Raw genomic sequence first — 25,071 nt, 5'->3', positions numbered from 1 at the left:
CGGTTTTTCGCCAAGTCCGATATTTCAGGTGTCCAGACAGGGAGCCGCCATAATCCGTGGGGCACCGTCGCCATCAGTGAGCCTGAACCGACCATCCTCGACTTGTTGCGTTACCGCCCCTGCGGCATCGACCGAACGGCGATGATCCTAGCTGACCTGGCAAGGGCGTTCCGGAGAGATCGACTGGTCCAAGCGTTGAACGCTACCGATGATACACCGTCGGCCCAGCGTCTCGGATATCTTCTTGATCGAAGTGGACCGTCTCGATCATCGTCCGCCGTAAAGGAGTGGCTGGTCGGACGCCATCCGAGGAAAGTGGAACTGGAGGTCGGCGGGCCTTCACCCTGGGAGGACGACATGGCTTGGCACATCAGGGTGAACTCGAACCTGGAGGCGACCTCGTGATTCCACAGAGAGACATCATCACATGGCGAGAGCACGCGCCTTGGCCCGAGGACACCCAGGTCGAGCAGGACCTTTTGCTCACCCGAGCGATGGTCGCAATCTTCTCCGACCCATTTCTGTCCGAGCAGGTCGCCATGCGCGGAGGCACCGTCCTCCACAAAGTGCATCTCGCTCCAGCCGCACGATACTCCGAGGATATTGACTTGGTACTGGTTGGCGACCGCTATTGCAGCGCAATCAGGGGCGCGACCTGTTCGATCTTTGGTGGGCGCTCACCGCGCCGACTCCCGAGGCCGCCCATCGTCTTGATCCGCAACGAGCCGTCGCTGCATTCGCGGACTACATGCAACGTGAAGGATCCGTCATCACCTTTGCCGAGTATGCGGAGGAATTGGCGAAGAAGGGGAAAGGCCGAAGTTTCGCTCCGACATGGACACCATGCTCCGAATGGGTCCGCATCCCTACGAAACGGATGCTGCCGCCCATGTCGTTACCGAGCGATTGCTCACGCTTCTTGATCAGAAATAGGAAATTCTCTTTTTTGCATTGCTTGTCGACAATGAAAAATGTAGGCAGAACTACTACTTGGCTGGGTATTGGTGGCGTTTGCTGGCGTTTGCTACCTAATGCCGCGAAGATCGCCGATCTTCCCGAATTGGCCGAAGCGCTCAACGATCATCGGTTCACCGAGTATTTCGAAAAGCTCGAAACCGCTTACAGGAAACTTTGGGATCGGCTCGGCGAATGGGATGAGCGGGCAGAGTTCGATCCAATCGCAGACATCGCGGTCGACGTTCTCGAAAGGGGCGGAATGAAGCTGATCAAGACTTCCCCTGACAACACCAAGATCGAGATTCCTTTTCGAGCATGGAACCCCCGTTAGGCGGCGGCCTGCTAATGGGGCAGCTCTAGGTTGAGGACTGACAAAGGCGAAACGACGATCTAATCGTCGTCGAGGCCATGTTCGACAGGCAGGCGCCGTTGAATCGGAGCGGCGAAAGAGGGACAGTGATGACCGCTGATTGGGGTCACGACGACCTTGCTAGGCTCCGGGCGCTCGAACACGCTTTCTGCGCGCTCGCCTGATTTCGGCCAGCAACTTCGCCTACCTTGCCGAGACGACGCCAAGCGCGGCCGTCAAACAGTTTCGGGAAGCGATCGAAGGTTCGGTCTACGATACCGGACAGGCCTCGAAAGATTGCGGCCGCCGGAACCGCGCACCGCCTCGATGCCGAATTTCTCGAGCATCAGTGCCTGGAGGTCGGCGTCGGCGCTGCGCGAGACCATGGCGACCAGCGGCCGGCCCTTGGGGTAATAGGCAGGGGTCAGGAGTTGCTGGCCGTGCCAGAGCGCGATGATGCCGGGCTCGAGATGCGCATAAGCGCCGCCGGCAACCTTCGTCGAGCCTTCGACAAGCGGGCTGGTGAGCCGAATCAGCCGCAGGAACCAGGCGAACAGGCTGGCGATGAAATTCTTGACGAAACTCGACTGCGCCAACGGCTCGCGGATGCGCCGCCACAGCGTACGCGTTCCGCCACGTCTGGCGGCGCGCCGCCTGGTCGCCCCTTTCACCGCTTCATGCTCCATCGACGTCAACCGCCGACCTTTGATTCTGGGTCGAGCAGACGGTGCAGATGGACAACGAAATAACGCATATGGGCATTGTCGACACTGGCCTGCGCCTTGGCTTCCCAGGCGCCAAGCGCGGTTTGATAGTCGGGATAGATGCCGACAATGTCGAGGGTGTCGAGATCACGGAACTCGGTTCCACCCAGCTTTTTCAGCTCGCCGCCGAAAACCAGGTGCAAAAGCTGCTTCTTTCCGTCTTCCACGGCCATGCCGATCCTTCGCAGATTCATGAATTTTGTGAAACGTTTAGCCCAAAGAAACCGATTTTGGAACTGCGGGCCGACTCACCCTTGATCAATCTCCGCGATGACCCTGGCGAGGACGCCGAGCAGTTCACCGCTGCCGGCGGCGAGCGCGCCGTGATTGATCACCTCGCCGGCATAGCGCGGCGGCTTGCCGTGGCGGTCGAGCAACGCGCCGCCAGCCTCGGTGAGGATGAGATCGGCGGCGGCAATGTCCCAGTCATGCGCGCTCGGCTTGACGAAGGTCGCGTCGAGCTTGCCGGTGGCAATCATCGCCAGCCGGTAGGCGAGCGAAGGAATGTAGGCCGTCCGCCGCAGCCTGTCGTGCCAGGCTTGCGGCATCCGATCGACCAGCGGCTTGGGTCCGCCGATAAATCAGCCGCCTCGACCTCAACATCCTCATCACTCTCGACAACGACGTTGACGGCGCCGGTATGCTTCGCTCGAAGCAGCGCGGCGGTGGCATACAGGTGCTGGCATAGGAACCCCTCCTGTACAGCTTCAATCCGAGTAAGTTGAGCCCTGTCGATAGCGGCCGGGCCATCTGATCTTGTTCAGTCACAAAAATCCCCGCTTGGTCAGGTTGTTGGTCGCTCCTGCAGGCACGAAGGTGGCCGATCGTCCCGGAGAATTCGCTGCAGCTCCCGATCGGCATCGCGCTGGCTGATCCGCCTTTACATAGGCCTTCAGGAGAATGCCTCCAATGGTCAACCTTGTTTTATGCAGCTTTTATGCTGGCAATCCAATACCCTAAAGATTCGTTTATTATCAGATGCTTGCGATAACAATTTATGCATTCCGCGCCCTTTCTAGGACAGGTGCTTGAAATTATGCAGATTTTATGCATTAATTGGATGAAACGATGAGAGGCAGCGCTATTATGCATCCCGTACTTCGCGTCCCGGAACTCCAGGGCCTGGAAAAGAACATCTACGAGACCCTCGTTCGGCGCGGCGGTAACGGACTCTCGCAGGCCAAGATAATCCAGTTCTTAGAGCTTGCCCCATCCAGTCAGTCTTCGGTCTCAAGAGCTCTTGCCAAACTCGGCGCAGCCGGGCTCGTCGAGAAGTCAGGAACCACGAGAGATGCATCGTTCAGCCTAACGGCGGAAGCGAAGTGGTTTGCGATTCCGGGCCACCTTCGACCGCAGGTGAAATACGATCCAGACCGCTTTAGATCCTACGACCCCAACATTGCACCCTGGCTTGATCCTGCTTCGCATGCGCTCATGTCGGAGTCCGTCGGAAAGGGTAGCCTAGAGCTCGACCCTTCCACCTACACGCGTGAAATCGCCGAAAGATTCTTGATCGAGATGTCCTGGGCTTCTTCGGCGCTTGAAGGAAATACTTATTCCCTGCCTGAGACCGAGGCGCTCATCAAATACGCGGAGGTCGCGGGCGGAAAGTCTGAAATCGAAGTCCAAATGATCTTGAACCACAAGCAGGCGATTGGCTGGGTCATCGACAATATTGCGACAGTGGAGATCGCTCCGGAGACGGTGATGAGACTGAACGCGATGCTCATGCGCACTCTGGTCAGGCAGAACAATCTCGGCGCGGTTCGACGCGACCCGGTTAGCATCACGACCAGTTCATACGTTCCGTCGTCCGACCACACCGAGTTATCAATGGGACTTTCGGAGCTCTGCTGGAAGGCGTCCACAGCGAAAGATCCGTTCGAGGCCTCCTTCGCTTTGCTTGCAGGCATCGCTTACCTGGAGCCCTTCGTCGATGGCAACAAGAGGACCGGGCGACTGCTCAGCAACATCCCGCTACTGAAAGCAGGACTGCCTCCCATCTCCTTCATCGGAGTGGGTAGAGCCGCTTACGGGATCGGCATGACGACATGGTACGAACTGGCTGATACAAGCCACCTCGGTAAAGCGATCGCCGAAGGCTATGCGATCACAGCGCCGTCCTACCTCGTGGCAACGACCGCCAAGAGGGTGCCGCGCTCAGTGGAGATCAGAATGCGACGGCGCCTTGACGACGCCGTCGCTGAGTATCTCAGCCAGGCAGTCGCCAGTTCCGATTTGATGCCAAGCGATTTCGCGAGAGACGCATTCAGGGAGCTCGAGGGAGAAGACCTGGATGTCATAGTTCAGTCCTTCGCTGACATCATCGTGTCGATCAATGAGTTGAACTGCGTCGCATACGGTGTCGCGCCTGACCTTGTCGAAAAATATCACAGGGTGAAACCCGGCGGAGGCGCACACGTTTGACCGTAGGCCTGCTGCATAAATCGCAGCGGCAAACACTGATATAATCGTATATTTTTCGGCCAAAGCAATGTTGCATGAAAGATGCATAAATTGACGCCTGTCAATGGGTCCGCCGTCTCCGTCATCAATCCGACCGAGCAGATTGCTCGCGGCCGGCCAAAGGCCTCTATGCCGAGCAGTTTTCGGGCTCGCTCTTCCGCCCCGCGGCACCAACGAGCTGGCTCTACCGCATCCGGCCGAGATTCCGGCACCCCGGCCGCTTAACGGCCGCGCACTATCCGCTTTGGAAGACCGCGCCCAATCTCGGCGACCATAAGCCGGCGCTCGGCCAGTATCGCTGGAACCCGGTGCCGCTGTGGAGCGAGCCGGCCTGTTCAAGTCGCAAGCCCGACAAAAATGTGACGTAACGAACAGACGGAATCGCGCATGAAAGCCGACATATTGAACTGAAAACCGCGTTTTTGAGCTGGCACAACTTTTGCGCTTCGAACTGCAACGTCCACCCAGGAACGGAGCCGTTCATGTCTTTACCGACGATTTCGCTTGAGAGTTTGGTCAGCACCAAATCCTTCGACCAGTTGCTGACGATGGCGAAATCCGCCGGCTGCGCATCTTCATCCTGCGGCTCGTCCGCAAAACCGGACGAGATGGACTCCGCTGTCTGGGAGAAGATCAAGGACCATCCATGCTATTCCGAAGAGGCGCACCACTATTTCGCGCGCATGCATGTGGCGGTCGCTCCAGCCTGCAACATCCAGTGCAACTACTGCAATCGCAAATATGACTGTGCCAATGAAAGCCGGCCCGGGGTCGTCTCGGAAAAGCTTACTCCAGACCAGGCACGACGCAAGGTAATCGCGGTCGCCAACGAAGTGCCCCAGTTCTCGGTGCTCGGGATCGCCGGGCCGGGCGACGCCTGTTACGACTGGAAGAAGACAAAGGCAACTTTCGAACGCGTCGCCACGGAAATCAGCGACATCAAGCTGTGCATCTCCACCAACGGTCTCGCGTTGCCGGATCATGTTGCCGAGCTTGCTGACATGAATGTCGATCATGTGACAATCACCATCAACATGGTCGACCCCGAAATCGGCGCAAAGATCTATCCTTGGATCTTTTACAACAATCGCCGCCACACCGGCATCGACGCTGCCAGGATCCTGCACGAGCGGCAGATGTTGGGCCTGGAGATGCTGACCGCGCGCGGCATCCTCACCAAGATCAATTCGGTGATGATCCCCGGCGTCAACTGCGAACACCTGATCGAGGTCAATAAATGGGTAAAGGAGCGCGGCGCGTTCCTGCACAATGTCATGCCACTGATTTCCGACCCGGCGCACGGTACGCATTTCGGGCTGAGCGGGCAGCGCGGCCCAACTGCGTTGGAACTGAAGACGCTTCAGGATCGCCTTGAAGATGGCGTCAAGCTGATGCGCCATTGCCGGCAGTGCCGGGCCGACGCTGTCGGCCTGCTTGGCGAGGATCGTGGCCAGGAGTTCACGATCGACCAGATTTCGGACGACATCACCTACGACGCCAGCAAACGCAACGCCTATCGGGAGGTGGTCGCGCGCGAGCGCGGCGATCACGTGGCAGCCAAAAGCCAAGCGGTCGCGACGGTCAAGGCAACGGGTTCGGGCAAATCGCTCCACATCGCTGTGGCGACCAAGGGCGGCGGCCGGATCAACGAACATTTCGGCCATTCGAAAGAATTCCAGGTTTATGAGGCCTCTCACAGGGGGATCAGCTTCATCGGGCATCGCAAGGTCGAGCAGTATTGCCTGGGCGGCCGGGGCGCGGACGCCACCCTCGAAGGCGTCATAGCTGCGCTCAAAGGCATCGATATCGTGCTGTGCGCCAAGATCGGAGATTGCCCCAAGGATCAGCTCGCGGAAGCTGGAATCCGGGCAATGGATGTTTATGGCTACGACTACATCGAGACCGCTATCAGCGCGCTTTACGCCGCCGAGTTTGGGAGCGAACCACTGGCGGCGACGGCTTGAGCGTCTCGTCCCAACCGAATCAGGAGTTGAGAAATGGCCTTCAAGATCATCGCCTCGCAATGCACGCAATGCGGTGCCTGCGAGTTCGAATGTCCATCGAGCGCGATCAAATTCAAGGGCGAGACCTATGTGGTCGATCCGAAGCAGTGCACCGAGTGCAAGGAGGCCTTCGACACCCAGCAATGCGCCTCGGTATGCCCGGTGCCGGGGACCTGCATTCCCGCCTAACCCACTCGGGTTAGCGGCACGGTCGAGGTCGCTTGCGGACCACGCCATGACCTCCTTTATTAACGAACTGAAGCCGCAAGGAAGGAAGAAAGGGGATGGGCCTCGGACGCGAACAGGAGGTCGAGATCCGCAAGCCTCCGCGATTTATGCCGGGCGAGCGGGTCCGTGCCACACGCCACATAAAGAATGACGGCACCTATCCCGGTAGGGAGATAGGCGCAAACCTCGTGCGGAAGGGCGATGAAGGCTATGTGCGCGACATCGGCACCTTTCTCCAGCAGTTCTACATCTATGCGGTCGAATGGTTCGATCGCGGCACCGTCGTTGGCATGCGCGCCCACGAACTGATCAGCCTCGACAAATCCAGCGATCCTTGTGCCGAAATCACTTGTGGTCACTAGAAAGGGAACAGCCCGATGAAGGTTATGATCCGCAAGACCGGCGCCGGCCTGTCGGCGTATGTGCCCAAGAAGGATCTCGAAGAGCCGATCATCGGCGTCGAGAATGAAGAGCTATGGGGAGGGTCTATAACGCTCAGGAACGGCTGGCGGCTCGTTCTGCCCGACCTTCCGCGAGATACACCTTTGCCGATCACCGTCGAGGCAAGAAAGATCTCCGAGGAGGATTGATGCCGCAGGTCGGCAACCTGAGAGCGTCAACGGGAACCGAGCATGAATAACATCCTGACCTTGGGCCATCTCATGATCAATCGGGACAGTCATGCCGCAAAGCAGCTTAAACTGCTGAAGAAGGCTCTCTGCGCCGATGAGATCATCCCGTATCTGGGGCCCGACCTGCTTCGGCTTAGGTGTGAGGAACCGCCGGTACCGCACACGCCGCAAGCCGTTGCCGCAGCATTCAACGCGCGGGCGCCCGCTCCTTCCAAGATTCGCACCAATATGTGGTCGGTCGCTCAATTCATTGAGCAGCGCCGGCAGCGGCGGACGCTCCAAGCCTGGATGGCTGAGATATTCGCAGGCCCGGTGGCGCCGACCGTTTTCCATGCATGGCTCGCGACACTTCCCCTCTCGCTGATCGTCGATAGCTGGTACGACGGCGCCATGCGCGCGGCCTTCATAGACACCGGCCGCACTGATGTCGTCGAAATTCAAGGCGTCACGCGGGCGCACGCAGTTGGCGACGTTTGGACGAAAACGTACGATTTGTCTGGAACGGAACTCCAACCAGACTTGGCGGCAACGACAGTCCTCTATACCCCGCACGGCAGCATCAAGCCGGCGGCAAACTTCCTTATCGCAGATTCGGATTACGTCGAAGCGCTAACCGAAATCGATATCCAGACTCCGATCCCGCGCGCCGTGAAGGAACGGCGCACCAAGCGCGGCTTCTTCTTCTTCGGCTGCCGGTTCGACGACCAAATGCTGCGCACCTACGCCAGACAGGTCATCAAGCGCTCAAGCGGCCCGCACTTCGCGGCTATGGAGTCGGCAACGCTGACCAAAAACGAACGCCGCTTCCTTGCAGCAAACGCAATCACGGTCATAGACATGCCGGCAGGCGAAGCCGCGGCTCAACTGGTTGGAACAGGCGTTTAGCAGATGATAACCAGCTTTGCATGTCCTGGGCATTTGACGGGGCAGTCGGGCGTGCCAAGGCCCCCCAAACCGCCCGATATCACTGGAATGCACCCCCGAACAGTAAGGCTATCGGCGGCGTGACGAAGCCCGGGAATTCGCTCGCCAATGGAGAAGCGGCCGGTCCGGTCCAGGGCTTGAGCACGATCGCCCGCATTACCCGGATGAATTTGCGGCACTCCTGGCAGGTCACCGTGGCTATTAGTTCGACACTCGTTGCGGCATCGCTCCAATTGCTCATCCCCGAGCTCCTCGGCCAGGCCATAGACCAGACCCAGACAGCCATCGGCGGGGGTGTCAGCGGAGCGGCAGCGCAAGAGGGGCTGCGGACCTCGGCGCTGCTGCTGCTTGCCATTTGCGTGCTGCGCGGCCTCTTCACGCTGGCTCAAAACTATTTTGCCGAAGCGGTCGGACATCACGTCGCGTATGAACTGCGGGTCGCATTTTATGAGAAGATCCAGCGGCTCAGCTTTTCTTTTCACGACCAGGCGCATTCAGCCGATCTGATCACGATCGGCATGCTCGATCTGGAAGGCGTGCGTGTGTACTTCTCTGCCGCTCTGGTTCGCGCCGTGCTCCTCGTCATGTTGATCGGGGTCGGCGCCCACATGCTGATCTCCATCAACCTGGTTCTTGGTCTCCTCGCGCTGAGCTTTGTGCCCTTCGTCGGATGGCGCTCATCAATCACACAGATCAAGCTGCGCGCCACCTGGCTTGACCTGCAGGAGCGGCTTTGCGACCTCAGCCGTGTAATGGAAGAAAATCTCACCGGCGTCCGGGTTGTCCGCGCGTTTTCAGCGCAGGCCTACGAGATGCTGAAGTTCGACCGCGCATCGATGAGTGCGCTTGGCCTCATGCACAAACGGGCCGAGATTTACGTGCGCAATATTTCCGCGATGAATTTCTCGTTCTTTTTCGCCATGGGGTTAGTTCTGTGGATCGGCGGCAACAAAGTCATCGCAGGCGAAATCAGCGTCGGAAAACTTGCCACGTTCCTTACCTTTATGACCATCCTCCAGATGCCGGTTCGCCAGATAGGCTTGATAGTCGATGGCTTTGCCCGAGCCTCGACATGTGGTTCGCGCCTGTTCGGGTTACTTGACCTGGATATCGCGCTCAAGGACGCAGCAGACGCCAAACCGCTCGAAATCAGCGAGGGCACCTTGCGGTTCGAGGATGTTTCGTTCGCCTATTCGGACGCCGAGAACCGCCCAATTCTGAAGAATATCAGTTTTGAAGCCCGCAAGAGCGAAACCATTGCAATTGTCGGCCCGCCCGGCGCGGGTAAGTCGACGATTGCTCATCTGATCCCTCGTTTTTACGACGTCGCCAGCGGCGTCATCACGCTTGACGGTCAGGATATCCGCGAGGTCACCCTGGCGACGCTTCGCAGAGCCGTCGCGGTCGTGCAGCAGGATGCATTCATCTTCACCACGACGATCGAAAACAACATCGCCTATGGTGATCCCTGGGCCAACGCGCAGCGGATCGAGCGCGCGAGCGAGTCGGCTCAGCTTCATGACTACATTCTCCGGTTGCCGGCCGGTTACAAAACGGTGGTGCGCGAACGCGGCATATCTCTGTCGGGCGGCCAGCGTCAGCGCCTTACGATCGCTCGCACGATGATGCTGCGCCCGTCGGTCATCATATTCGACGACTCGACTGCCGCGATCGATGCCGCCACAGAACAGCGCATTCGCTCCGCGATGCGGCACTTTGCCAAGGACCGCGTAACCATCATCATCGGCCACCGGCTGAGTTCGCTCATGGATGCCGACGTAATCCTGTTTATCGAGAACGGCGAGATTGTCGAGCGTGGCACTCATGAGGACCTTCTGGCGAAGGGCGGACGCTACAAGGCCCTCTACGATCTCCAAGCGCGCGCTTTTGATGACATGCTGCCCAACCAAGAGGGGGTGAGCTGATGCTCCAGGGTAGCGAAGTCGAGACGCACCGCGACGATGCCCACGAAGACCGACGTCCGCCCCATGCGGTCGTCGGTTCGCATCGCATCGAAGAGGAGATGTTCGGGCAGGCATTTGACAAGAATATTGTCCGACGCATTTGGGGGTTCGTGCGACCCTACCGCACCAACTTGATAGTCTCGGTTGCCGCGATGTTGATCCTCACCGGCACGCAGCTTCTCGTCCCGCTGATCATCCGCTTTGCTATCGACCATGGCATGCAGCCGGGAAGCGGCGATCGTTCGGCTCTGCTCGGAGCCGCCTGCGCCTTCCTTTTCACCATTTCGGTCAATTTCAGCGCCAGCTGCACGCAAGAGATCATGGTCTACAAAATGGCGGAGAAAGTTCTGTTCGATATTCGGCGCGCCACGTTCGGCCATCTGCAAGACGTGGCGCTTTCCTTTATGGACAAGACAGAGGTGGGACGGCTGATGTCGCGTCTGCAGGGCGACGTCAATTCCATGCAGGAATTCCTCGAAACCTCGGTGTTTTGCCTGGGCGACATCATTCTTGTCTTTGGCATCGTCTTCGTCATGCTGTGGCTCGATGTTCGCTTGGGGATCCTTACGTTTTCACTGGTGCCTGTTCTCCTCATCGTGCGCATCTTCTGGCTGCCGCGCGCCCGCGGCGCCTTCATGGCTGCCAACGAGGCCAATTCGGTTTCCAACGGCGCGCTGGCCGAGGCCATTCATGGCGTAAGGGCAGTGCAGTCCCTGGACCGCCAGCAGGTCAATCTAACGCTCTATGACGACAAAGCCCGCGCCAATCTCAAGACAAACCTGGCCGCCGCCAAATACGGCCAGATCATGGTGCCGATCGTCGATAGCCTGACGGGCGTCGCCATGGCCGTCGTCATCGTCGTCGGCGGCTCAATGGTGATGAGCGATCGCATCGATGTGGGTGTGATGGTCGCGTTCCTCTTCTACATCCAGCGCTTCTTCGATCCGATCCGCTCCCTCACCTTGCAATATTCGATCATGCAAAGGGCGATGGCGTCGGGAAAGCGACTGACAGACGTTCTTGACGTCAAGATTGAGGTCCAGGACAAACCGAATGCCACGGTGCTTTCCCCCGAGATGGACGGCTCGATCGAGTTCAGGAACGTTACTTTCGGATATGATCCCAAGCATCCGGTATTGAAGAACGTGTCGTTTCGGGTCAATCCCGGCGAAACCGTCGCCCTGGTGGGGCCGACCGGTTCAGGTAAATCCAGTGCAATGGCTCTCGTCCACCGCTTTTATGATGTCCAGGAGGGCCAGGTGCTGGTCGGCGGGTATGATGTGCGCGATCTCACCCAGAAATCGCTTGGCGGTCAGATCGCCATGGTGCTCCAGGAGCCGTTCCTCTTTACCGGCACGATTTTCGAGAACATCCGCTACCACAAGGCTGAAGCCACGCGGGAAGAGGTTATCGAGGCCGCTATGGCGGTCGGCGCGCACAGCTTCATTGTGCGCCTTCCTGGTGGATACGATGCCGATCTGTGTGAAGGCGGCGGCAATCTCTCGCTGGGCCAGCGCCAGCTTATCAGCTTTGCCCGTGCGCTTGTCGCAAACACCAAGATTCTGGTACTCGACGAGGCAACCGCCAATATCGATAGCTATACGGAAATGCTGATTCAGAAGGCTATGGTCAGGCTCCTCGAAGGCCGCACTGGCCTCGTCATCGCCCATCGCCTTGCCACAGTCCGAGGCGCCGACCGCCTTATCGTTCTTCAGAATGGCAAAGTCGCCGAATCCGGAAAGCACGACCAGTTGATCGAAATGGGCGGTCTCTATTCCAAACTCTACATGCTCAACCACGCCTCGTTCGACGACACGCCCGATGAGCAACCCGAAACCTCCGAAGCAGCGGGCTACAGATCTGAGGCGCGAAGTTCTGAGGAGCCAGCGCATTGGTGCAAGCGCTTTGCCGAACGGTGATACCCGACGCATTGCCGGCCTTGCACAAGCAGATCGAGCGCCTGTGCGATGTCGAGATCGCCACCACACATGACGGGCGTTTGATTTTCACGAAAAAAGGCTCGCGATAGATCCCGTGACTTTTGTCCAAGCCTCGCGGCGTCTCAGAAAATCACGCGTCATTGACTTGCTGAAGCCCGACGAGGATCGCTTATTCATTGGCTAGCATAGATCGCCGAAATCTGACCGGGCCTTAGCCTCATGGACGAAGACGAGAAACGCTACGCGCTTGGCGCATCGCTGGCCCAAGATCTGCTCCATCGTTTTGAGCAAACGGGGCTTCCGGCGCCGCCTTATCTTGAGCCAAGCTATTGGTTTGCGGTTTCGCTCAAGTCCTGTCGAAATGGGGCCGGAGCGGCATATCGTCATGTACGCTCACGGTTTGCCGTTCGATCTTGTGGTGAATTCTGGGCGGGCAGTCGCCACAGTGCAGGGCTTCAAGGCGCGCAACGATTTCGGCGTCATCTTGGGTCTGCCTGTTGTTGTGGCGAACATACTCGACCCAAGTTGGCACATGATAACATTCGGTCCACAGTTCGGGCTTTTCCAGGTCACGCAGCAGCGCCCATTGCCTGGCCCCGTCTCGCAGTCGGGCTTTTCGCCATGATGCCATCACATTGAGAAATTCTGGAACGTCGTTCTGGTGAATACGATAATCGACCATTATCATGATCGGACCGCTTCGTGGTCGAAGGTCAAGCTACAGGGTTGGTTCGCAGAAGGTGTTGGTCGGATCCAGTTTGAGCGTTTCAAGATCCGGAAGACGCAAAATAACGCCGAGCAGTCCGCCAAATACAAGAACCAGGCTTGCGACGAGCAAGGCTCCCGAGACGCCTTGCAGATCCGCTAACTGGCCCCAGAGCCAACTTCCCGCTGCCATGCCGCCATATGCGGCCGTCTGATAGAGAGAGAGGGCTCGTCCCACCACCCAGCGAGGCGCCGAAAGCTGAACGGTGACGTTAAACAGCGAGAATGACTGGATCCATGCCGCACCGGCTGGCATGACGAGGAGGCAGCTCAGCCAAACGTGCTCGCTCCACGACAGAAGCAAGCAGCTGATCGCCAGTGTAAAGAACGCACCGCGAACAACCCATTCGTTGGAGAGAACTTCGCGGGCTCGTCCGATGAGGAGCGCGCCACAGATTGCTCCCAGGCGTGACCGCAGTGCCCTTAACCTGTTCGCGAACAACCAACGGCAGGAGGGCCAAAATGACGACTGCAGTGAGGCCGAAAATGAAACTCCGGCACATCAGTTTGAGAAGGTTTGGCGACATAAGCACATAGCGGAATCCTGCCGCCATCGCGCTTCCGAAAGCCTCCCGCGGCAGCGCTCGTCGCGCCGGCACAGTTTTCCAGCCCAAGAGGGCGGCGATCAGCGCGACATAGCAAAATACATTGAAGAGAAACGCGAAGGCTGCCCCGGCGGTCGCCACGATTATGCCGCCAATCGCCGGTCCGATGCTGCGCATGAGGTTGTAGCTCATGCCGTTGAGCGCAACTGCGCTTGGGAGGTCTTCGCGAGGCAGGATATCTCCCATCGAGGCTTGCCACGACGGATCGTGCAATGCCCAACCACAGCCGATCAGGAAGGTGAGACCCAGAAGCGTCCAGGGTGTGATTTCCCCGGCGTAGGTCAAGAGCGCCAGGGACGCTGATACGCAAACCATCAGCAGTTGCGCCATTAGCATGATCCGGCGACGGTCAAAGTTATCGGCGAGCGCTCCGGCTGCGAGCGAGAAGATCATGTAGGGCAAGGTGGTCGATGCTTGTACAAGCGCCACCATTCCATGGGAGCTGGCAATACTCGTCATCAGCCACGCAGCCGCCACACCTTCAACTAGCGTCCCAAGATTCGAAACAAGGGCCGCCGACCACAGAGAACGGAATGTCTTGTGCTGAAAGGGTACGAGTGCAGATGTTCTCTTCGCCATTATTGGAAAGCTTCGGAATCGGCCGCGAGGCTGGATCTCTTCAGCTCACTCAACCACGGCCTCGCGGCTCAAGCCAAGCTGCCACAGTGAGCGCGCCTGCTAACCCAGGCAGATGATTGTGGGCAGACGCTAAACCGCTGGCGAGGTCCGGCCTTATCATCTGCTGGCGAGTTCTTCATGCGCGCTGAACACAATCGAGATGCCGCAGTTTTTCAATTTCAACAAGAGTTCCCGAGTTCGCCGACGGCAAGATGCGACATTTGATCCGATACTGCACCGCCCTGCAGCTTCGGACGCTCAAGCATTTCCGAGCCGAATGCACCCACTCCCGTAGCTTGCAGCCATTCTTCTGGCGCCGAGGCCTGCGCTCGGCCCGCTTGCGAACACTGGCTCGACCGGTGTCACTTGCTCGTCGAGGGACTTTTACGATAAAGCTCCGCGCGAACCAGGAACCGCCAGGAGTCTCGAGCGGCGACTTCATTCTTTTATTCGTTCTCACCAGGAAGGAACTATGAGGCGGCAAACGCGACCATTCACCGTGGAAGTCAAACAGAAGCGCCGTTATCAAAAAACCACCCGATCCATCTGGGGTGATTTTGACATCGCCGCGGCGATGGCCGAAACTTCAGAGGGACTCCAGAAGATTCAACCGTCAAATCGTCAGCTTGTTGACTCTACTGCCGTGGCCATTGATGCTGAACCTTTGCACAAACCGCAAATGGAGAATTTCATGGCAAATCGCATGGAAACCGAAACAGCAGTAATTCCTACCGAACCGGCAGCCGGAGCGGAGACGTCAAAATCGAGGGCAAGAACACCGCGGTCGAGAAAGCCAAACGCTGAGCCGAGCGCGCCTGGCCGCAAGAACGGCGCCAAGCCGACCTCCGCGACCACTGAAGCACCGCCATCGGCACGGACAGGCCGCAAGGTCTACTCCGTAAGGGAGCGCGGCCAGAAGCTCGCTCAGATCGAGACGTCGATCGGCGGCGGCACCACTCTCAAGAGCGCGGTAAAGCAGGCCGGCATCTCGGAACAGACATATTATCTTTGGAAGAAAGCGGCGACGCCTGCAAGGGACAGCGACGAGCTGAAGGATCTTGTCGCGCTCGAGGAAGAAAACAAGCGGCTGAAGAGCCTGCTTGCGGATCGTCTGCGCAAGGAAAATGCGGAACTGAAGAAAAGGCTTGGGCTGGATTAATCCAGCCCCGAGCTTGCAGCTTCCTATATCGGCGCGCTGCCAGGCGATGTCGTGCTGTCTTTCGCTTCGTTGCGGTGAAAGACCGGTTTGGGCGACTGGGTTCGCCGTTCATCGGCGGCCGCCAGAACGATCGAAATTTGTCGACGCGGCCAATTCTGCGGCATAGATCGGTGATCGATCCAGTTCCTCCCGAGGATGAATTGCCGCCTTTTCCTCTTGAAGCGTCATCGGGCTGACAACACATTCTGCAATGGTCGGCGGGTTGTCGATGAGGTCCGCCTCGCAAGTGGCCGTTCAGCAGGGTTGGGAGGAAACGAAATGAAGGCGCAGGTCTTCGGCAGTCCTATTTTCGTGAAGCGTGCCGCCTATGTCGTGCAAGAGATTGCGAACCTCGAGGACGCCATCGATTTTCTCGATGAGTGGCCCGAAGATCGCAGGGACCTGATCCACGAGACTGCCCTTAAAGCATGTTGTGACGCTTACGATGGGAACAAGCCCTTAAGCGCAGCCCGCGCTGCCTTTTACGGCTTTGCGAAACGGGCCGCCATATTGGAAGATCCAACCTCGGCGATGCAGTGGATTGCCGCCTGCAAGACGGGCAGTGGCAAACGGTCTGTGTGAACAGCGATGTTGAGCGAGGGGGTGTAACGTGGGGCAATGTGGTCCCGTGGAGTATCGCGTCCCCAGAAACCAGTTCTAATCATCGTCCGGAAACGGCGTCCGACCTAGGCAGGCATAGCGATGGAATCCCACGTCGGCCACGCGCTGCAAGCCTATGGTCGGCAGCGCGCTAGTTACTGGTAAGACGCCGCGGGCGACTCCTTCGAGCCGCCCTACGCCACGGGTTCATGGTCAGTCAAATCGGGTCATGATTTCAGAATGAATCGTCACTGCAGTGTATAGAGACGCTTCCAATGGCAAATCCCCAAACGCGAGCTGGCAAAGAAGATAGTTGGCCCCAGCAACTTCCAACTGACCAAGAAGAGCGTCCCGCACAAAAGCTGCCGTTCCCGCTATGCACAGTTCACTTTCAATCGCTGCTTCGAAGGTCAGCGGCAGGTTTGGTGGAGTCGGAATGCCATTGAGGTCGTAAAGAAACTTGAAGCTCTTGAGCCATGTTTCATAAGCAGGTGCCGCGATCGAATAGGCATGCGTGTCAGAACGCCCAATCACGATCATGCGCACCAATCCTAGCAATGGCGACGGATTACCTTTGTCAGTGGTTTCCTCCCGCTTGGCGCGGAAGGCGTCGGTAACTTTGCGGACGGAGGAGCTATGTCCCACGCAGGCGAGATTTGCGCCGTTCGCGGCGGCCCAACCTGCCGACTCGGGTCGATTGGTGGCGACCCATGTCGGAGGACGCGGGCGCTGACGGGGTCTCAGCGTCAAGGGAACGCTATTCAGCTCAAAGTGGCGGCCTCGATAGGATAACTTCCCGCCTTTCATGGCGGCGATTACGATTTCGCTGGCTTCCAAATAACGGCCTGGCACTGCGTCCGCGCCAATCCCAAAATAACCTAATTCGGCCGCGAGTGAGCCTCGCCCTATGCCGAGCTCCACCCTGCCACCACTCAATTGGTCGAGCATACAGATCTCTTCGAACGCCCGAAGCGGATGGTAAAGGGTAAGGAGCATCACCAGCGGGCCCACACGCAGTTGGCGGGTGCGCTGTGCGACGCTCGATAAGAAGAGATTTGGCGACGCACCTCTCCCATGGGCGGTGCAGTGGTGCTCTGCAAGATGATATGCATAAAAGCCGAGGTGATCGCAGGCCTCCGCCAGCTTGAGGCGATCGGCGTATTGTAGGCCGATGTCGCGACCGTCCTCATCCAAGTGATCGAAGATTCCGAAGGTCGGCTTCCAAGGCAAGACGTTGTTCACTCTATTGTCTCCGGCGTTTTGACGCAGAATGTCCTTGCTTCGGACCGGGCTCGAAGCGATCAGAGCAACGACATATTTCTGCGAAGCAACCGCTTTCCGCGGGATATAAAAATGATTTTTACAGGCGACCGGATTACTGCTTCGGTCTTCCCAGAATTTCGGAAGCCTCAGACAACAGTATGTCCATTTGTTCTCTTGTGCCTATGCTTACTCTTATATGGTTTTTCAAAAATGACTCTGGAAACGCGGCGACTAGTACTTTCCGCCGCTTCAACGCTTTTTGCCACCACCTACCGTCTTGTCCTGCCGGCACGCGGGCTAGCAAGAAATTTGCATGCGAGGGCGTTACGGAAAATCCCAGTTGCGAGAGCGCGACGGATACGCGCTCCCGTTCCTGCTTGATGTGTCTGTGGTTCTCTTCATAGGCGTCGCGATGCGCAAGGATGCTGACGCCAACCGCATGGCCGATCACGTTCATGTTGAAAACATTTTGGATGTTGCGCAACCGTCCAATGATTTCGGGATGACCAAATCCAAAGCCGATACGGATACCGGCGGCGGCGTAGCTTTTTGAAAATGTCCGTAGGAGCAGAATATTGGGATAATGATCGATAAGGCGCAGGCCATTATCCGGGGCGAAGTCGACATAGGCCTCATCCAGAACAATCAGGCGATCCGACTGCGCCGCGAGGCGTTCGATATCGGCCACCGAAACGAATGTTCCAGTTGGATTGTTCGGGTTAGCTAGAAGAATGAACTTGGCGCCTTCTGCGGGACCAGAGAGCAATTCTTCTACCGGCAGGACATCAGATTGACCGCATCCGATTTCAAGAATTTGAGCCCCCTGCAACATGGCGAGTTTGCGGTTGAACGAAAAGCCTGGCGATAGCATCGCCACGCTGTCGCCAGGGGCGAGGAAGGCTCTGTAGATGAGTCCCAGCAGTTCGGAGGATCCGTTTCCGGCAATCACTTGATCCTTGGTGAGGCCGTAGGCATCAGCCGCCGCTTCTCTCAAGCCGATGTTGTCGTGTTCTGGATATAGATACTGCTGCTCGAGGGCGGCAATTGCACTTTGCATTACGACTTCCGGCATCGGAAATGGATTCTCGGTCGTATGCAACCGGACGCAGCTATCGTCCAATGAATGGCGATCGGAGGGCAAAGGCTTTAGTTCCCCTGGCACCTGCGAAAACGACGAAAGCACGCTTTTTAGTTTTGTTCCCGACATATCCTCTCCAGTTGACATGAGGGCTTAATCATCCGCCCTCAACTTTCTAGTGTTTTGCTCCCCCGCCAATTTCGCTACCTCCGATTTATAAGTTGAAATGTCACCTTTTATCTGATGTCATTCAAAACCCGATTAGCTCGTATAAGCAAAATTCTTTTTCTTCTATTGTTAGCAAAATTGTGCCATCGACTTCATCTTGATCCGCGCGATTGTTTTAAAGGTGGCACGATGATACCGTCTGTTTCTAAGGCTATGCTTCGCTTACGCATGCTTCGCCATTTGTTCATCGACAAATTGGAGGCTGGTTGCGAACCGGCGTTTAACTGCTCCAGATTGCTTTTCGACGACGGCTAACGCGGCGCCACAGTATTTCTACCGCTCGCGCCAATAGCCGGCCAGGACCTCCCGATCCTCGTACTGGATTTCCCGGGTCGACTCGTTTGAATCGCTATGATCGACACGGTGCCGGTGAAGGGTGTTCCACGCAAAAACTCGGCGCACATTGATGAACGTTGTTTGCTCAAGCGCGATTGGTCTGCCGTCAGCGCGTTTGTTTTCATCAATCCGTGAGTCCTCGCTTGGTGTCTGCGGCTCGCCCGTGCTGTGGTGGTGAGCGATCCGGCGACGAGACGAGTCGCAACGAGGCGGCCTCACTTGGCGGCTGCGGGACGGGTGGCTGGCCGGCCAATGTCTCGGCAAGATGATGCCCTGCAAACGCGGCTTCCAACTGCGCCTGATCCAATTCGCCTTCCCAACGGGCGACCACGAGCGTTGCCACGGCATTGCCGATGATGTTCGTAAGGGCCCGGCACTCGGACATGAAGCGGTCGATGCCGAGGATCAATGCCATGCCAGCCACCGGAACGGACGGCACCGCAGAAAGAGTAGCGGCCAGTGTGACGAATCCGGCGCCGGTAACCCCCGCCGCCCCCTTAGAGGAAAGCATAGCAACGAGCAGCAATAGGATCTGATCGCCGATCGAGAGATCCGTATTCGTCGCCTGGGCGATAAAGAGGGCCGCGAGCGTCATATAAATGTTGGTGCCGTCCAGATTGAAGGAATATCCCGTCGGAATGACCAGACCCACGACTGAACGCTTGGCGCCAGCCTTCTCCATCTTCTCCATGAGAGTGGGCAGCGCGGCCTCCGAGGAGGACGTTCCAAGAACCAATAGGAGCTCTTCTTTGATGTACCGGATGAGAGAAACGATCGAGAAGCCATTGAAACGGCAGACGGCGCCGAGAACGACAAACACAAAGAGAAAGGCCGTGAGGTAGAACGTCCCGACAAGCATCGCGAGATTGACGACGGAGCCGATGCCGTACTTGCCGATTGTGAATGCCATGGCGCCGAACGCGCCGATCGGGGCAGCCTTCATCAGGATCCCAACGAGTGCAAAGATCGGCACGGTGAGAGCCTGGAGCAAGGAAGTGATCGGCTTGCCCATCTCTCCAACCATCGCGAGCGCAATGCCAAACAGGACCGAGAAGAAAAGGACCTGAAGGATGTCGCCATCTGCAAAGGCCGCCACAATCGTGGTCGGAATGATGTTCATCAGAAAGCCCGTCACGGACTGCTCGTGGGCCTTTGCGGCATAGGGATTGACGGCTTGGATATCGAGCGAGGCCGGATCAATGTTGAGGCCGGCGCCTGGTTGAACGACATTGGACACGATGAGGCCGACGATCAGTGCCAGCGTCGAAAAGGTGAGGAAATAGACCATCGCCTTGCTGGCTACCCGGCCGACCTTTTGAAGGCTGTGCATGCCGGCGATCCCGGTCGCGACGGTCAAAAAGATTACCGGTGCGATGATCATCTTGACGAGCTTGATGAAGGCGTCACCAAGCGGCTTCATGTTTTCGCCGATTTCGGGGTTGAAATGGCCGAGCACGACGCCCAGGCCGATGGCGGCAATCACCTGCACATAAAGCCGTGCATAGAAAGGCTTGCGAGGCGCGACATTTGCGTTGGGGCCTTTTGGGGTCAACATAAATCTCTCTCCCAGACCGGATCTCGGCACTGCCTCTCCTCCCCGGGTTATTCCCGGCCGCTGCGCTCCGGTCGAACGCTGCTGCGCTGTTCGTCGCAAGACATATGCCAAACGGATAGGCCGAGCGGATCGCGCAATTTCGGATGTTTTCAGGGAGGTTGAGCCCCATCCACATGTGTGAATTTCCGCACTTGGTGGTTCCATTTGGCGAAATCCAGCACTAAGGTGGCGAACGCGGTAGTAAACGACGGCATCAGCGAGGGTGGCTTGCATAGGGCCCCGTTCAACTTCCCTGGCAGATTGGGCACCGGCAGATTTCTCTGGCCTGCGGTTTTGTTTGCACTTCTTGGTGCCGGGCTCGGCTTTTTTGTTTTTGCAGCCGGCCGTATTGCCGGCACCAAAGCTGAGTCAGACCTACGCGATCGTGCTCTTGCAGCGCGCCCACTTGCAGCCGACACTTTGAAAGGAGATGTCGAGAAGCAGCGATTGATTCCGCGCGTCTTGGCTCGTGATGGTGCGGTCCAGGAGATGCTTCGCAGCCCGGGCGCCGATGGGAAAGCTGCCCTGGATGAAAAGCTTCGAGCCATCGCGCGCGAGGCCGCCTCTTCAGTCATCTACGTCATCAACAGTGAGGGAACGGCGGTTGCTGCGAGCAATGCCGGCGAGCCCACCAGTTTTGTCGGCCGCGATTACCGTTTCCGTCATTACTTCGTTGAAGCCATGGCGACCGGCATGGCCACGCAATACGCACTTGGTACCGTTAGCAAGCGCCCTGGCCTCTTCTTGTCGAGCCGGATCGATGGACCGGAGGGGCCACTCGGCGTCGTCGTCGTGAAGGTCGAGCTCGACCGTGTGGAGTCGAGCTGGCGCAAGAGCGGGTTCGTGGTCTTCACGAGCGACGAGCGCGGCGTCGTCCTTTCAACCAGCGTGCCTCAATGGCGTTTTGGCGCTCTCTCCCCGCTTTCCAAAAAAGACGCAAAAATCGCGCGCGATCAGCTGCAGCTGCCTGGCGCGGCGTTCGAGCCAGTTCCGCTTTCGCACCGCGGCGGCAACCTGGTCACCGCAAGTACCGTCGACAAGGCAGCCGGCTTTGTCACGGTTTCGCAGGATCTCGGCAAAGTGGTCCCAGGTTGGCGGCTGTCACTGCTCATTCCTGCCGATGCAGAGATTTCCGCGGCGATGATGACAGCCCGCGCGACAGCACTGCTTGCCCTCGTGCTCGTGGCATTTGCGGTTGCCGTTATTGTTCGACGGCGCCGGGCGATCCGACAACGACAGCAGGCGCTTGCGCAGATGAACGCGGAACTGGAACATCGCGTCAACTTGCGTACGGCAGAGCTCCGCCGCTCGAACGAAGCGCTCGCAGCTCAGATAGCCGAGCGCGAGAATGCCGAGGCAAGGGTGCGCCGGTTATGTGAAGAACTCTCTCAGGCAAATCGCCTGTCAATTCTTGGACAGATCGCAGCCGGAGTTGCTCACGAGATTAACCAGCCGGTCACAGCAATTCGCACCTATGCCGAAAATGCATCGCGTCTTCTCCGGGGCGACAGGCCGCAAGAAACCGCCAGGAATTTGAAATCGATCATCGCTATAACGGGACGTATCGGGGCGATCACCGAAACGCTGCGGTCGTTCTCTCGCCGCGCAACCGGTCCCGTGGGGCCAATATCGGCGGAGGACGCGATCGACGGGGCGCTTTCGCTCCTTTCGGGCCGCATCCGCGAATCTGGCGTGACGATCGAACGGCAACGGACAGATCCGTCTCCGACGGTGATAGCAAGTTGCGTTCGGCTTGAGCAAATCCTGGTCAATCTCTTGCAGAATTCGCTCGATGCCCTGAAGGGCCTGCCGGAGCCGCGGATCGAGATAGCACTTGCCCAGAACAAGGAAATAGTCACCATTTCGGTTCGAGACAACGGTACCGGCCTCGCCCCTGAAATTCGCAAGAGCCTCTTCATTCCATTTACCACAAGCAAGGAAAAGGGGCTCGGCCTTGGCCTGCTTATTTCAGAGGAAATCGCCCGTGAGCTTGGCGGCTCGTTGCGACTCGATGCCAGCGACGAGAAGGGGACTTCCTTCACCATCGAATTGAGGCGTGCCGAATGAGTGGCGAAAAAGGGCCTGTCATCTTCGTTGACGACGACGATGATCTGCTGCCGGCTGCAGGGCAGATGCTGGAACTTGCCGGCTTTAGCCCTATCGTCGTCAATTCCGCCGAGGCCGCACTCGCCAGAATCGACGAGAACTTCAATGGTCCCGTCGTCAGCGATATCCGCATGCCCAGAATGAACGGGCTTCAGCTCTTTGACCGAGTGAAAGCAATCGATCCGGACATCCCTTTTGTCCTGATCACTGGGCACGGCGATGTCGAACTTGCCGTTGCCGCCATCAAGGACGGCGCTTACGACTTCATCTCCAAGCCATATGACACCGACCGGCTTTTGGTGACGCTGTATCGCGCTTCCGAAAGCCGGCACCTGGTCCTAGAAAACAGGCGCCTCAGAGATGCGGTCGTCCGATCCGCGGGCGATATGCCTCTCCTAGGGAACGCGCCGAGTATGACATGGCTGCGAGAAACGATTCGACAGATCGCCGATACGGATGTGGACGTCCTTGTGGAGGGTGAAACCGGCACGGGTAAGGAGGTGGTCGCGGATTTGCTTCACCGCTGGAGCAGACGAAGCACCAAGCCGTTCGTGGCTTTGAACTGCGGGGCACTGCCCGAAAGTGTCATCGAAAGCGAACTTTTCGGCCACGAAGCAGGCGCGTTTACCGGTGCGCACAGGCGCAGGATCGGTCGCCTCGAATACGCGAATGGCGGCACGCTATTCCTCGACGAAATTGAGTCGATGCCGCCTGCACTCCAGATAAAACTCCTAAGGGTACTCGAGACCCGCCAGGTCACACCACTCGGAACCAACGAAACCCGCAGCATCAATGTTCGTGTCGTAGCTGCGACAAAGGTCGATCTGAGCGATCCGGCCGCCCGCGGTGACTTCAGGGAAGATCTATATTTCCGTCTGAACGTCGTGACGATCAATATTCCGCCTCTTCGCGAGCGGCGTGAGGACATCCCGATCCTCTTTGCGCATTTCCTGGAACGAGCGTGCAAACGCTTCGGCAAGCCAGAGTGGGAGATAACCGCGGCCGTGCGTAATCATCTCATGGGCCATGATTGGCCCGGCAATGTGCGCGAACTCGCGCATTTCGCCGATCGGGTTGCATTGGGACTTGAAGGGGCGCGGAATTCGCTCCCTGGAAAAAGAGGCGATGAATTAAGTCTCTCTCTTTCTGAAAAGGTTAGTCTTTATGAGGCGGCCGTTATCCGCAACGCATTGCGGGAATGCGATGGCGACGTGAGGAGGACGACCGAGTTTCTGCAGGTGCCCCGCAAAACCTTCTACGACAAGCTGAAACGCTATGGAATAATTCCGGGCGTATATCGAAGCAGCCGCGATTGTTCGAAATCTTCTTGAACTCGCCCGTCGCCGAAAGGCTGCTATGGTATGTGGGCGCCGGGAAAGTTAAGCTGCTTGCGCCCAACAAAACACTTGCCGGTGCGGATACGTCAGGGGCGCGCTTTGACGGATCGTCTCGTGAGAGGGGGGCGCCTGATGATCGGGCAGTTTGGAGGGGCAATCCCTTTTGGCTCCGAGACCTGAAAGACCTCGTGCTGCATATCTGTTCTTTCGGTCGATGCGTGATCAGCAGTTGCGTCGAACTGCCAACGAGCATGCACCGTAATCGCCGAATCCGGCCAAGAAGGAGTCTACTGCGACATCGCCGGCATCAACGCAGACTGACACATTCTGTCAAATTCCGTGACCCGTCCTCTATGTTCCCCATGACTTCCTGTTAGACTCGAATCATGACCAAGCGCCCCACAATTGCAGATCTCGCCCGCGAAGCCGGGGTTAGCGTAGCGACCGTCGATCGGGTTTTGAACGGCCGTCGACTGGTGAGGGAACAGACCGCACGACGGGTCTGCGAGGCGGCCCGCGCCATCGGCTACAACGCAGCTGGTCTGATGCAGCAGCGCGCGCAGCGGATTTTGCCGGAGTACCGATTAGGCTTTATTCTCAGAATGCCGGCCGAGCATTTCTATCAGGATTTCGCGCGAGAGATCAAAGCTGCTGTCAGCGCGGCACAGTCCTTCCGGGGCGTTCCAGTCGTAGAATTCGCGCCGTCGCATAGGCCTGGCGACCTGGTCGAGCTGCTCGAGGACATGGGTGAACGCTGCCACGCGATCGCGATGATGGCACCGGATCATCCAACCGTCACGGCAGCTGTCGAAGAACTCAAATCGAACGGAACCCCGGTTTTTTCGCTGCTTTCCGATTTTGCCGCCGGCGTGCGCGAGGGCTATCTGGGCCTCAACAACCGCAAGGTTGGACGGACGGCCGCCTGGATGTTTTCCAAGGTTGCAAAAAGGCCGGGCAAGGTGGCGGTCTTGGTCGTCAGCCATCGTTTTCAGGGTCCCGAATTGCGAGAAACCGGCTTTCGGTCATACTTTCGTGAGAAAGCACCGATGTTCGAGGTGCTGGACACGCGCGTGAACGTCGATACGCGGCAAACCACGTACGAGGCCACTCGCGATA

18 protein-coding genes and 5 pseudogenes are annotated in these 25,071 nt (G+C 58.0%); 16 read left to right on the top strand and 7 right to left on the bottom strand.

The window, feature by feature from the left end; translation table 11 throughout:
* Nucleotides 1-494: 494 nt before the first annotated feature.
* Nucleotides 495-587, top strand: a pseudogene (locus tag EOA32_RS40520) (nucleotidyl transferase AbiEii/AbiGii toxin family protein); the annotation flags it as partial.
* Nucleotides 588-631: 44 nt separating this feature from the next.
* Nucleotides 632-1,288 (top strand): hypothetical protein, encoded by a 657-nt coding sequence (locus EOA32_RS39650; RefSeq protein WP_245499169.1) that lies wholly within the window; start codon nt 632-634, stop codon nt 1,286-1,288.
* Nucleotides 1,289-1,602: 314 nt separating this feature from the next.
* Here EOA32_RS39650 and EOA32_RS05470 read toward each other — a convergent pair.
* The 3 genes and pseudogenes from EOA32_RS05470 to EOA32_RS05460 form a co-directional block, all read right to left on the bottom strand.
* Nucleotides 1,603-1,992: pseudogene (locus tag EOA32_RS05470) on the bottom strand (DUF374 domain-containing protein); the annotation flags it as partial.
* Nucleotides 1,993-1,997: 5 nt separating this feature from the next.
* Nucleotides 1,998-2,243, bottom strand: a complete 246-nt coding sequence (locus EOA32_RS05465) for a DUF4170 domain-containing protein (protein ID WP_128371100.1) — start codon at nt 2,241-2,243, stop codon at nt 1,998-2,000.
* Nucleotides 2,244-2,318: 75 nt separating this feature from the next.
* A pseudogene (locus EOA32_RS05460) lies at nt 2,319-2,648 on the bottom strand (inositol monophosphatase family protein); the annotation flags it as partial.
* Between the two features lie 490 nt (nt 2,649-3,138).
* Here EOA32_RS05460 and EOA32_RS05455 point away from each other — a divergent pair.
* The 9 genes and pseudogenes from EOA32_RS05455 (at nt 3,139) to EOA32_RS05415 (ending at nt 12,206) form a co-directional block, all read left to right on the top strand.
* A complete protein-coding gene (locus tag EOA32_RS05455) occupies nt 3,139-4,497 on the top strand; it encodes a Fic family protein (RefSeq protein WP_128371099.1) in 1,359 nt (452 codons plus the stop codon).
* A gap of 149 nt (nt 4,498-4,646) precedes the next feature.
* Nucleotides 4,647-4,862, top strand: a pseudogene (locus tag EOA32_RS05450) (homogentisate 1,2-dioxygenase); the annotation flags it as partial.
* A 156-nt stretch (nt 4,863-5,018) separates the two neighbouring features.
* A complete protein-coding gene (nifB, locus tag EOA32_RS05445; RefSeq protein ID WP_128371098.1) occupies nt 5,019-6,500 on the top strand; it encodes a nitrogenase cofactor biosynthesis protein NifB in 1,482 nt (493 codons plus the stop codon).
* Between the two features lie 33 nt (nt 6,501-6,533).
* Entirely contained in the window at nt 6,534-6,728 is a 195-nt protein-coding gene (locus EOA32_RS05440; protein ID WP_128371097.1) for a 4Fe-4S dicluster domain-containing protein, read from the top strand.
* Nucleotides 6,729-6,823: 95 nt separating this feature from the next.
* Nucleotides 6,824-7,129 (top strand): nitrogen fixation protein NifZ, encoded by a 306-nt coding sequence (locus tag EOA32_RS05435; protein WP_128371096.1) that lies wholly within the window; start codon nt 6,824-6,826, stop codon nt 7,127-7,129.
* Between the two features lie 15 nt (nt 7,130-7,144).
* The gene (gene nifT / locus EOA32_RS05430; protein WP_128371095.1) at nt 7,145-7,357 is read left to right on the top strand and encodes a putative nitrogen fixation protein NifT; all 213 of its coding nucleotides are present in this window, start codon (nt 7,145-7,147) and stop codon (nt 7,355-7,357) included.
* Nucleotides 7,358-7,399: 42 nt separating this feature from the next.
* Entirely contained in the window at nt 7,400-8,284 is an 885-nt protein-coding gene (locus EOA32_RS05425; RefSeq protein WP_128371094.1) for an SIR2 family protein, read from the top strand.
* A gap of 203 nt (nt 8,285-8,487) precedes the next feature.
* Nucleotides 8,488-10,248 (top strand): ABC transporter ATP-binding protein, encoded by a 1,761-nt coding sequence (locus tag EOA32_RS05420; RefSeq protein ID WP_245499167.1) that lies wholly within the window; start codon nt 8,488-8,490, stop codon nt 10,246-10,248.
* Nucleotides 10,248-12,206, top strand: a complete 1,959-nt coding sequence (locus EOA32_RS05415; RefSeq protein ID WP_128371092.1) for an ABC transporter ATP-binding protein — start codon at nt 10,248-10,250, stop codon at nt 12,204-12,206. The genes EOA32_RS05420 and EOA32_RS05415 overlap by 1 nt, the downstream gene beginning before the upstream one ends.
* Before the next feature lie 367 nt (nt 12,207-12,573).
* Here EOA32_RS05415 and EOA32_RS05410 read toward each other — a convergent pair.
* Nucleotides 12,574-14,176 (bottom strand): annotated as a pseudogene (locus EOA32_RS05410) (MFS transporter).
* A 511-nt stretch (nt 14,177-14,687) separates the two neighbouring features.
* Here EOA32_RS05410 and EOA32_RS05400 point away from each other — a divergent pair.
* Nucleotides 14,688-15,374, top strand: coding sequence for a transposase (locus tag EOA32_RS05400; RefSeq protein WP_245499165.1), 687 nt, complete (start codon nt 14,688-14,690; stop codon nt 15,372-15,374).
* A gap of 318 nt (nt 15,375-15,692) precedes the next feature.
* Nucleotides 15,693-15,995 carry a DUF982 domain-containing protein gene (locus tag EOA32_RS05395; RefSeq protein ID WP_041008960.1) on the top strand — a complete coding sequence of 101 codons (303 nt, stop codon included), beginning with the start codon at nt 15,693-15,695 and terminating at the stop codon, nt 15,993-15,995.
* Nucleotides 15,996-16,226: 231 nt separating this feature from the next.
* On the opposite strand, the gene EOA32_RS05390 is transcribed toward EOA32_RS05395, so the two are convergent.
* The 3 genes from EOA32_RS05390 to EOA32_RS05380 all read right to left on the bottom strand — a co-directional run bounded on the left by EOA32_RS05390 (nt 16,227) and on the right by EOA32_RS05380 (nt 20,473).
* Nucleotides 16,227-17,255: an LLM class flavin-dependent oxidoreductase gene (locus EOA32_RS05390; protein WP_128371091.1), complete on the bottom strand. Its 1,029-nt coding sequence runs from the start codon at nt 17,253-17,255 to the stop codon at nt 16,227-16,229.
* A 133-nt stretch (nt 17,256-17,388) separates the two neighbouring features.
* The gene (gene hisC / locus EOA32_RS05385; protein ID WP_128371090.1) at nt 17,389-18,483 is read right to left on the bottom strand and encodes a histidinol-phosphate transaminase; all 1,095 of its coding nucleotides are present in this window, start codon (nt 18,481-18,483) and stop codon (nt 17,389-17,391) included.
* 559 nt (nt 18,484-19,042) lie between these two features.
* Nucleotides 19,043-20,473, bottom strand: coding sequence for a dicarboxylate/amino acid:cation symporter (locus tag EOA32_RS05380; protein WP_128371089.1), 1,431 nt, complete (start codon nt 20,471-20,473; stop codon nt 19,043-19,045).
* Between the two features lie 204 nt (nt 20,474-20,677).
* Here EOA32_RS05380 and EOA32_RS05375 point away from each other — a divergent pair, with 204 nt between their 5' ends.
* The 3 genes from EOA32_RS05375 to EOA32_RS05365 all read left to right on the top strand — a co-directional run.
* Entirely contained in the window at nt 20,678-22,579 is a 1,902-nt protein-coding gene (locus EOA32_RS05375; RefSeq protein ID WP_245499164.1) for an ATP-binding protein, read from the top strand.
* Nucleotides 22,576-23,949: a sigma-54 dependent transcriptional regulator gene (locus tag EOA32_RS05370; RefSeq protein ID WP_128371088.1), complete on the top strand. Its 1,374-nt coding sequence runs from the start codon at nt 22,576-22,578 to the stop codon at nt 23,947-23,949. Before EOA32_RS05375 ends, EOA32_RS05370 begins: the two co-directional genes overlap by 4 nt.
* A gap of 392 nt (nt 23,950-24,341) precedes the next feature.
* On the top strand, nt 24,342-25,071 hold a 730-nt coding region (locus EOA32_RS05365; RefSeq protein ID WP_128371087.1), incomplete at its 3' end, for a LacI family DNA-binding transcriptional regulator.

This window comes from Mesorhizobium sp. M1A.F.Ca.ET.072.01.1.1 (assembly GCF_004023325.1).
GTDB lineage: Bacteria > Pseudomonadota > Alphaproteobacteria > Rhizobiales > Rhizobiaceae > Mesorhizobium.
Note: the sequence above shows the minus strand (reverse complement) of the source record. Positions and strands in the feature narration are given on the sequence as shown.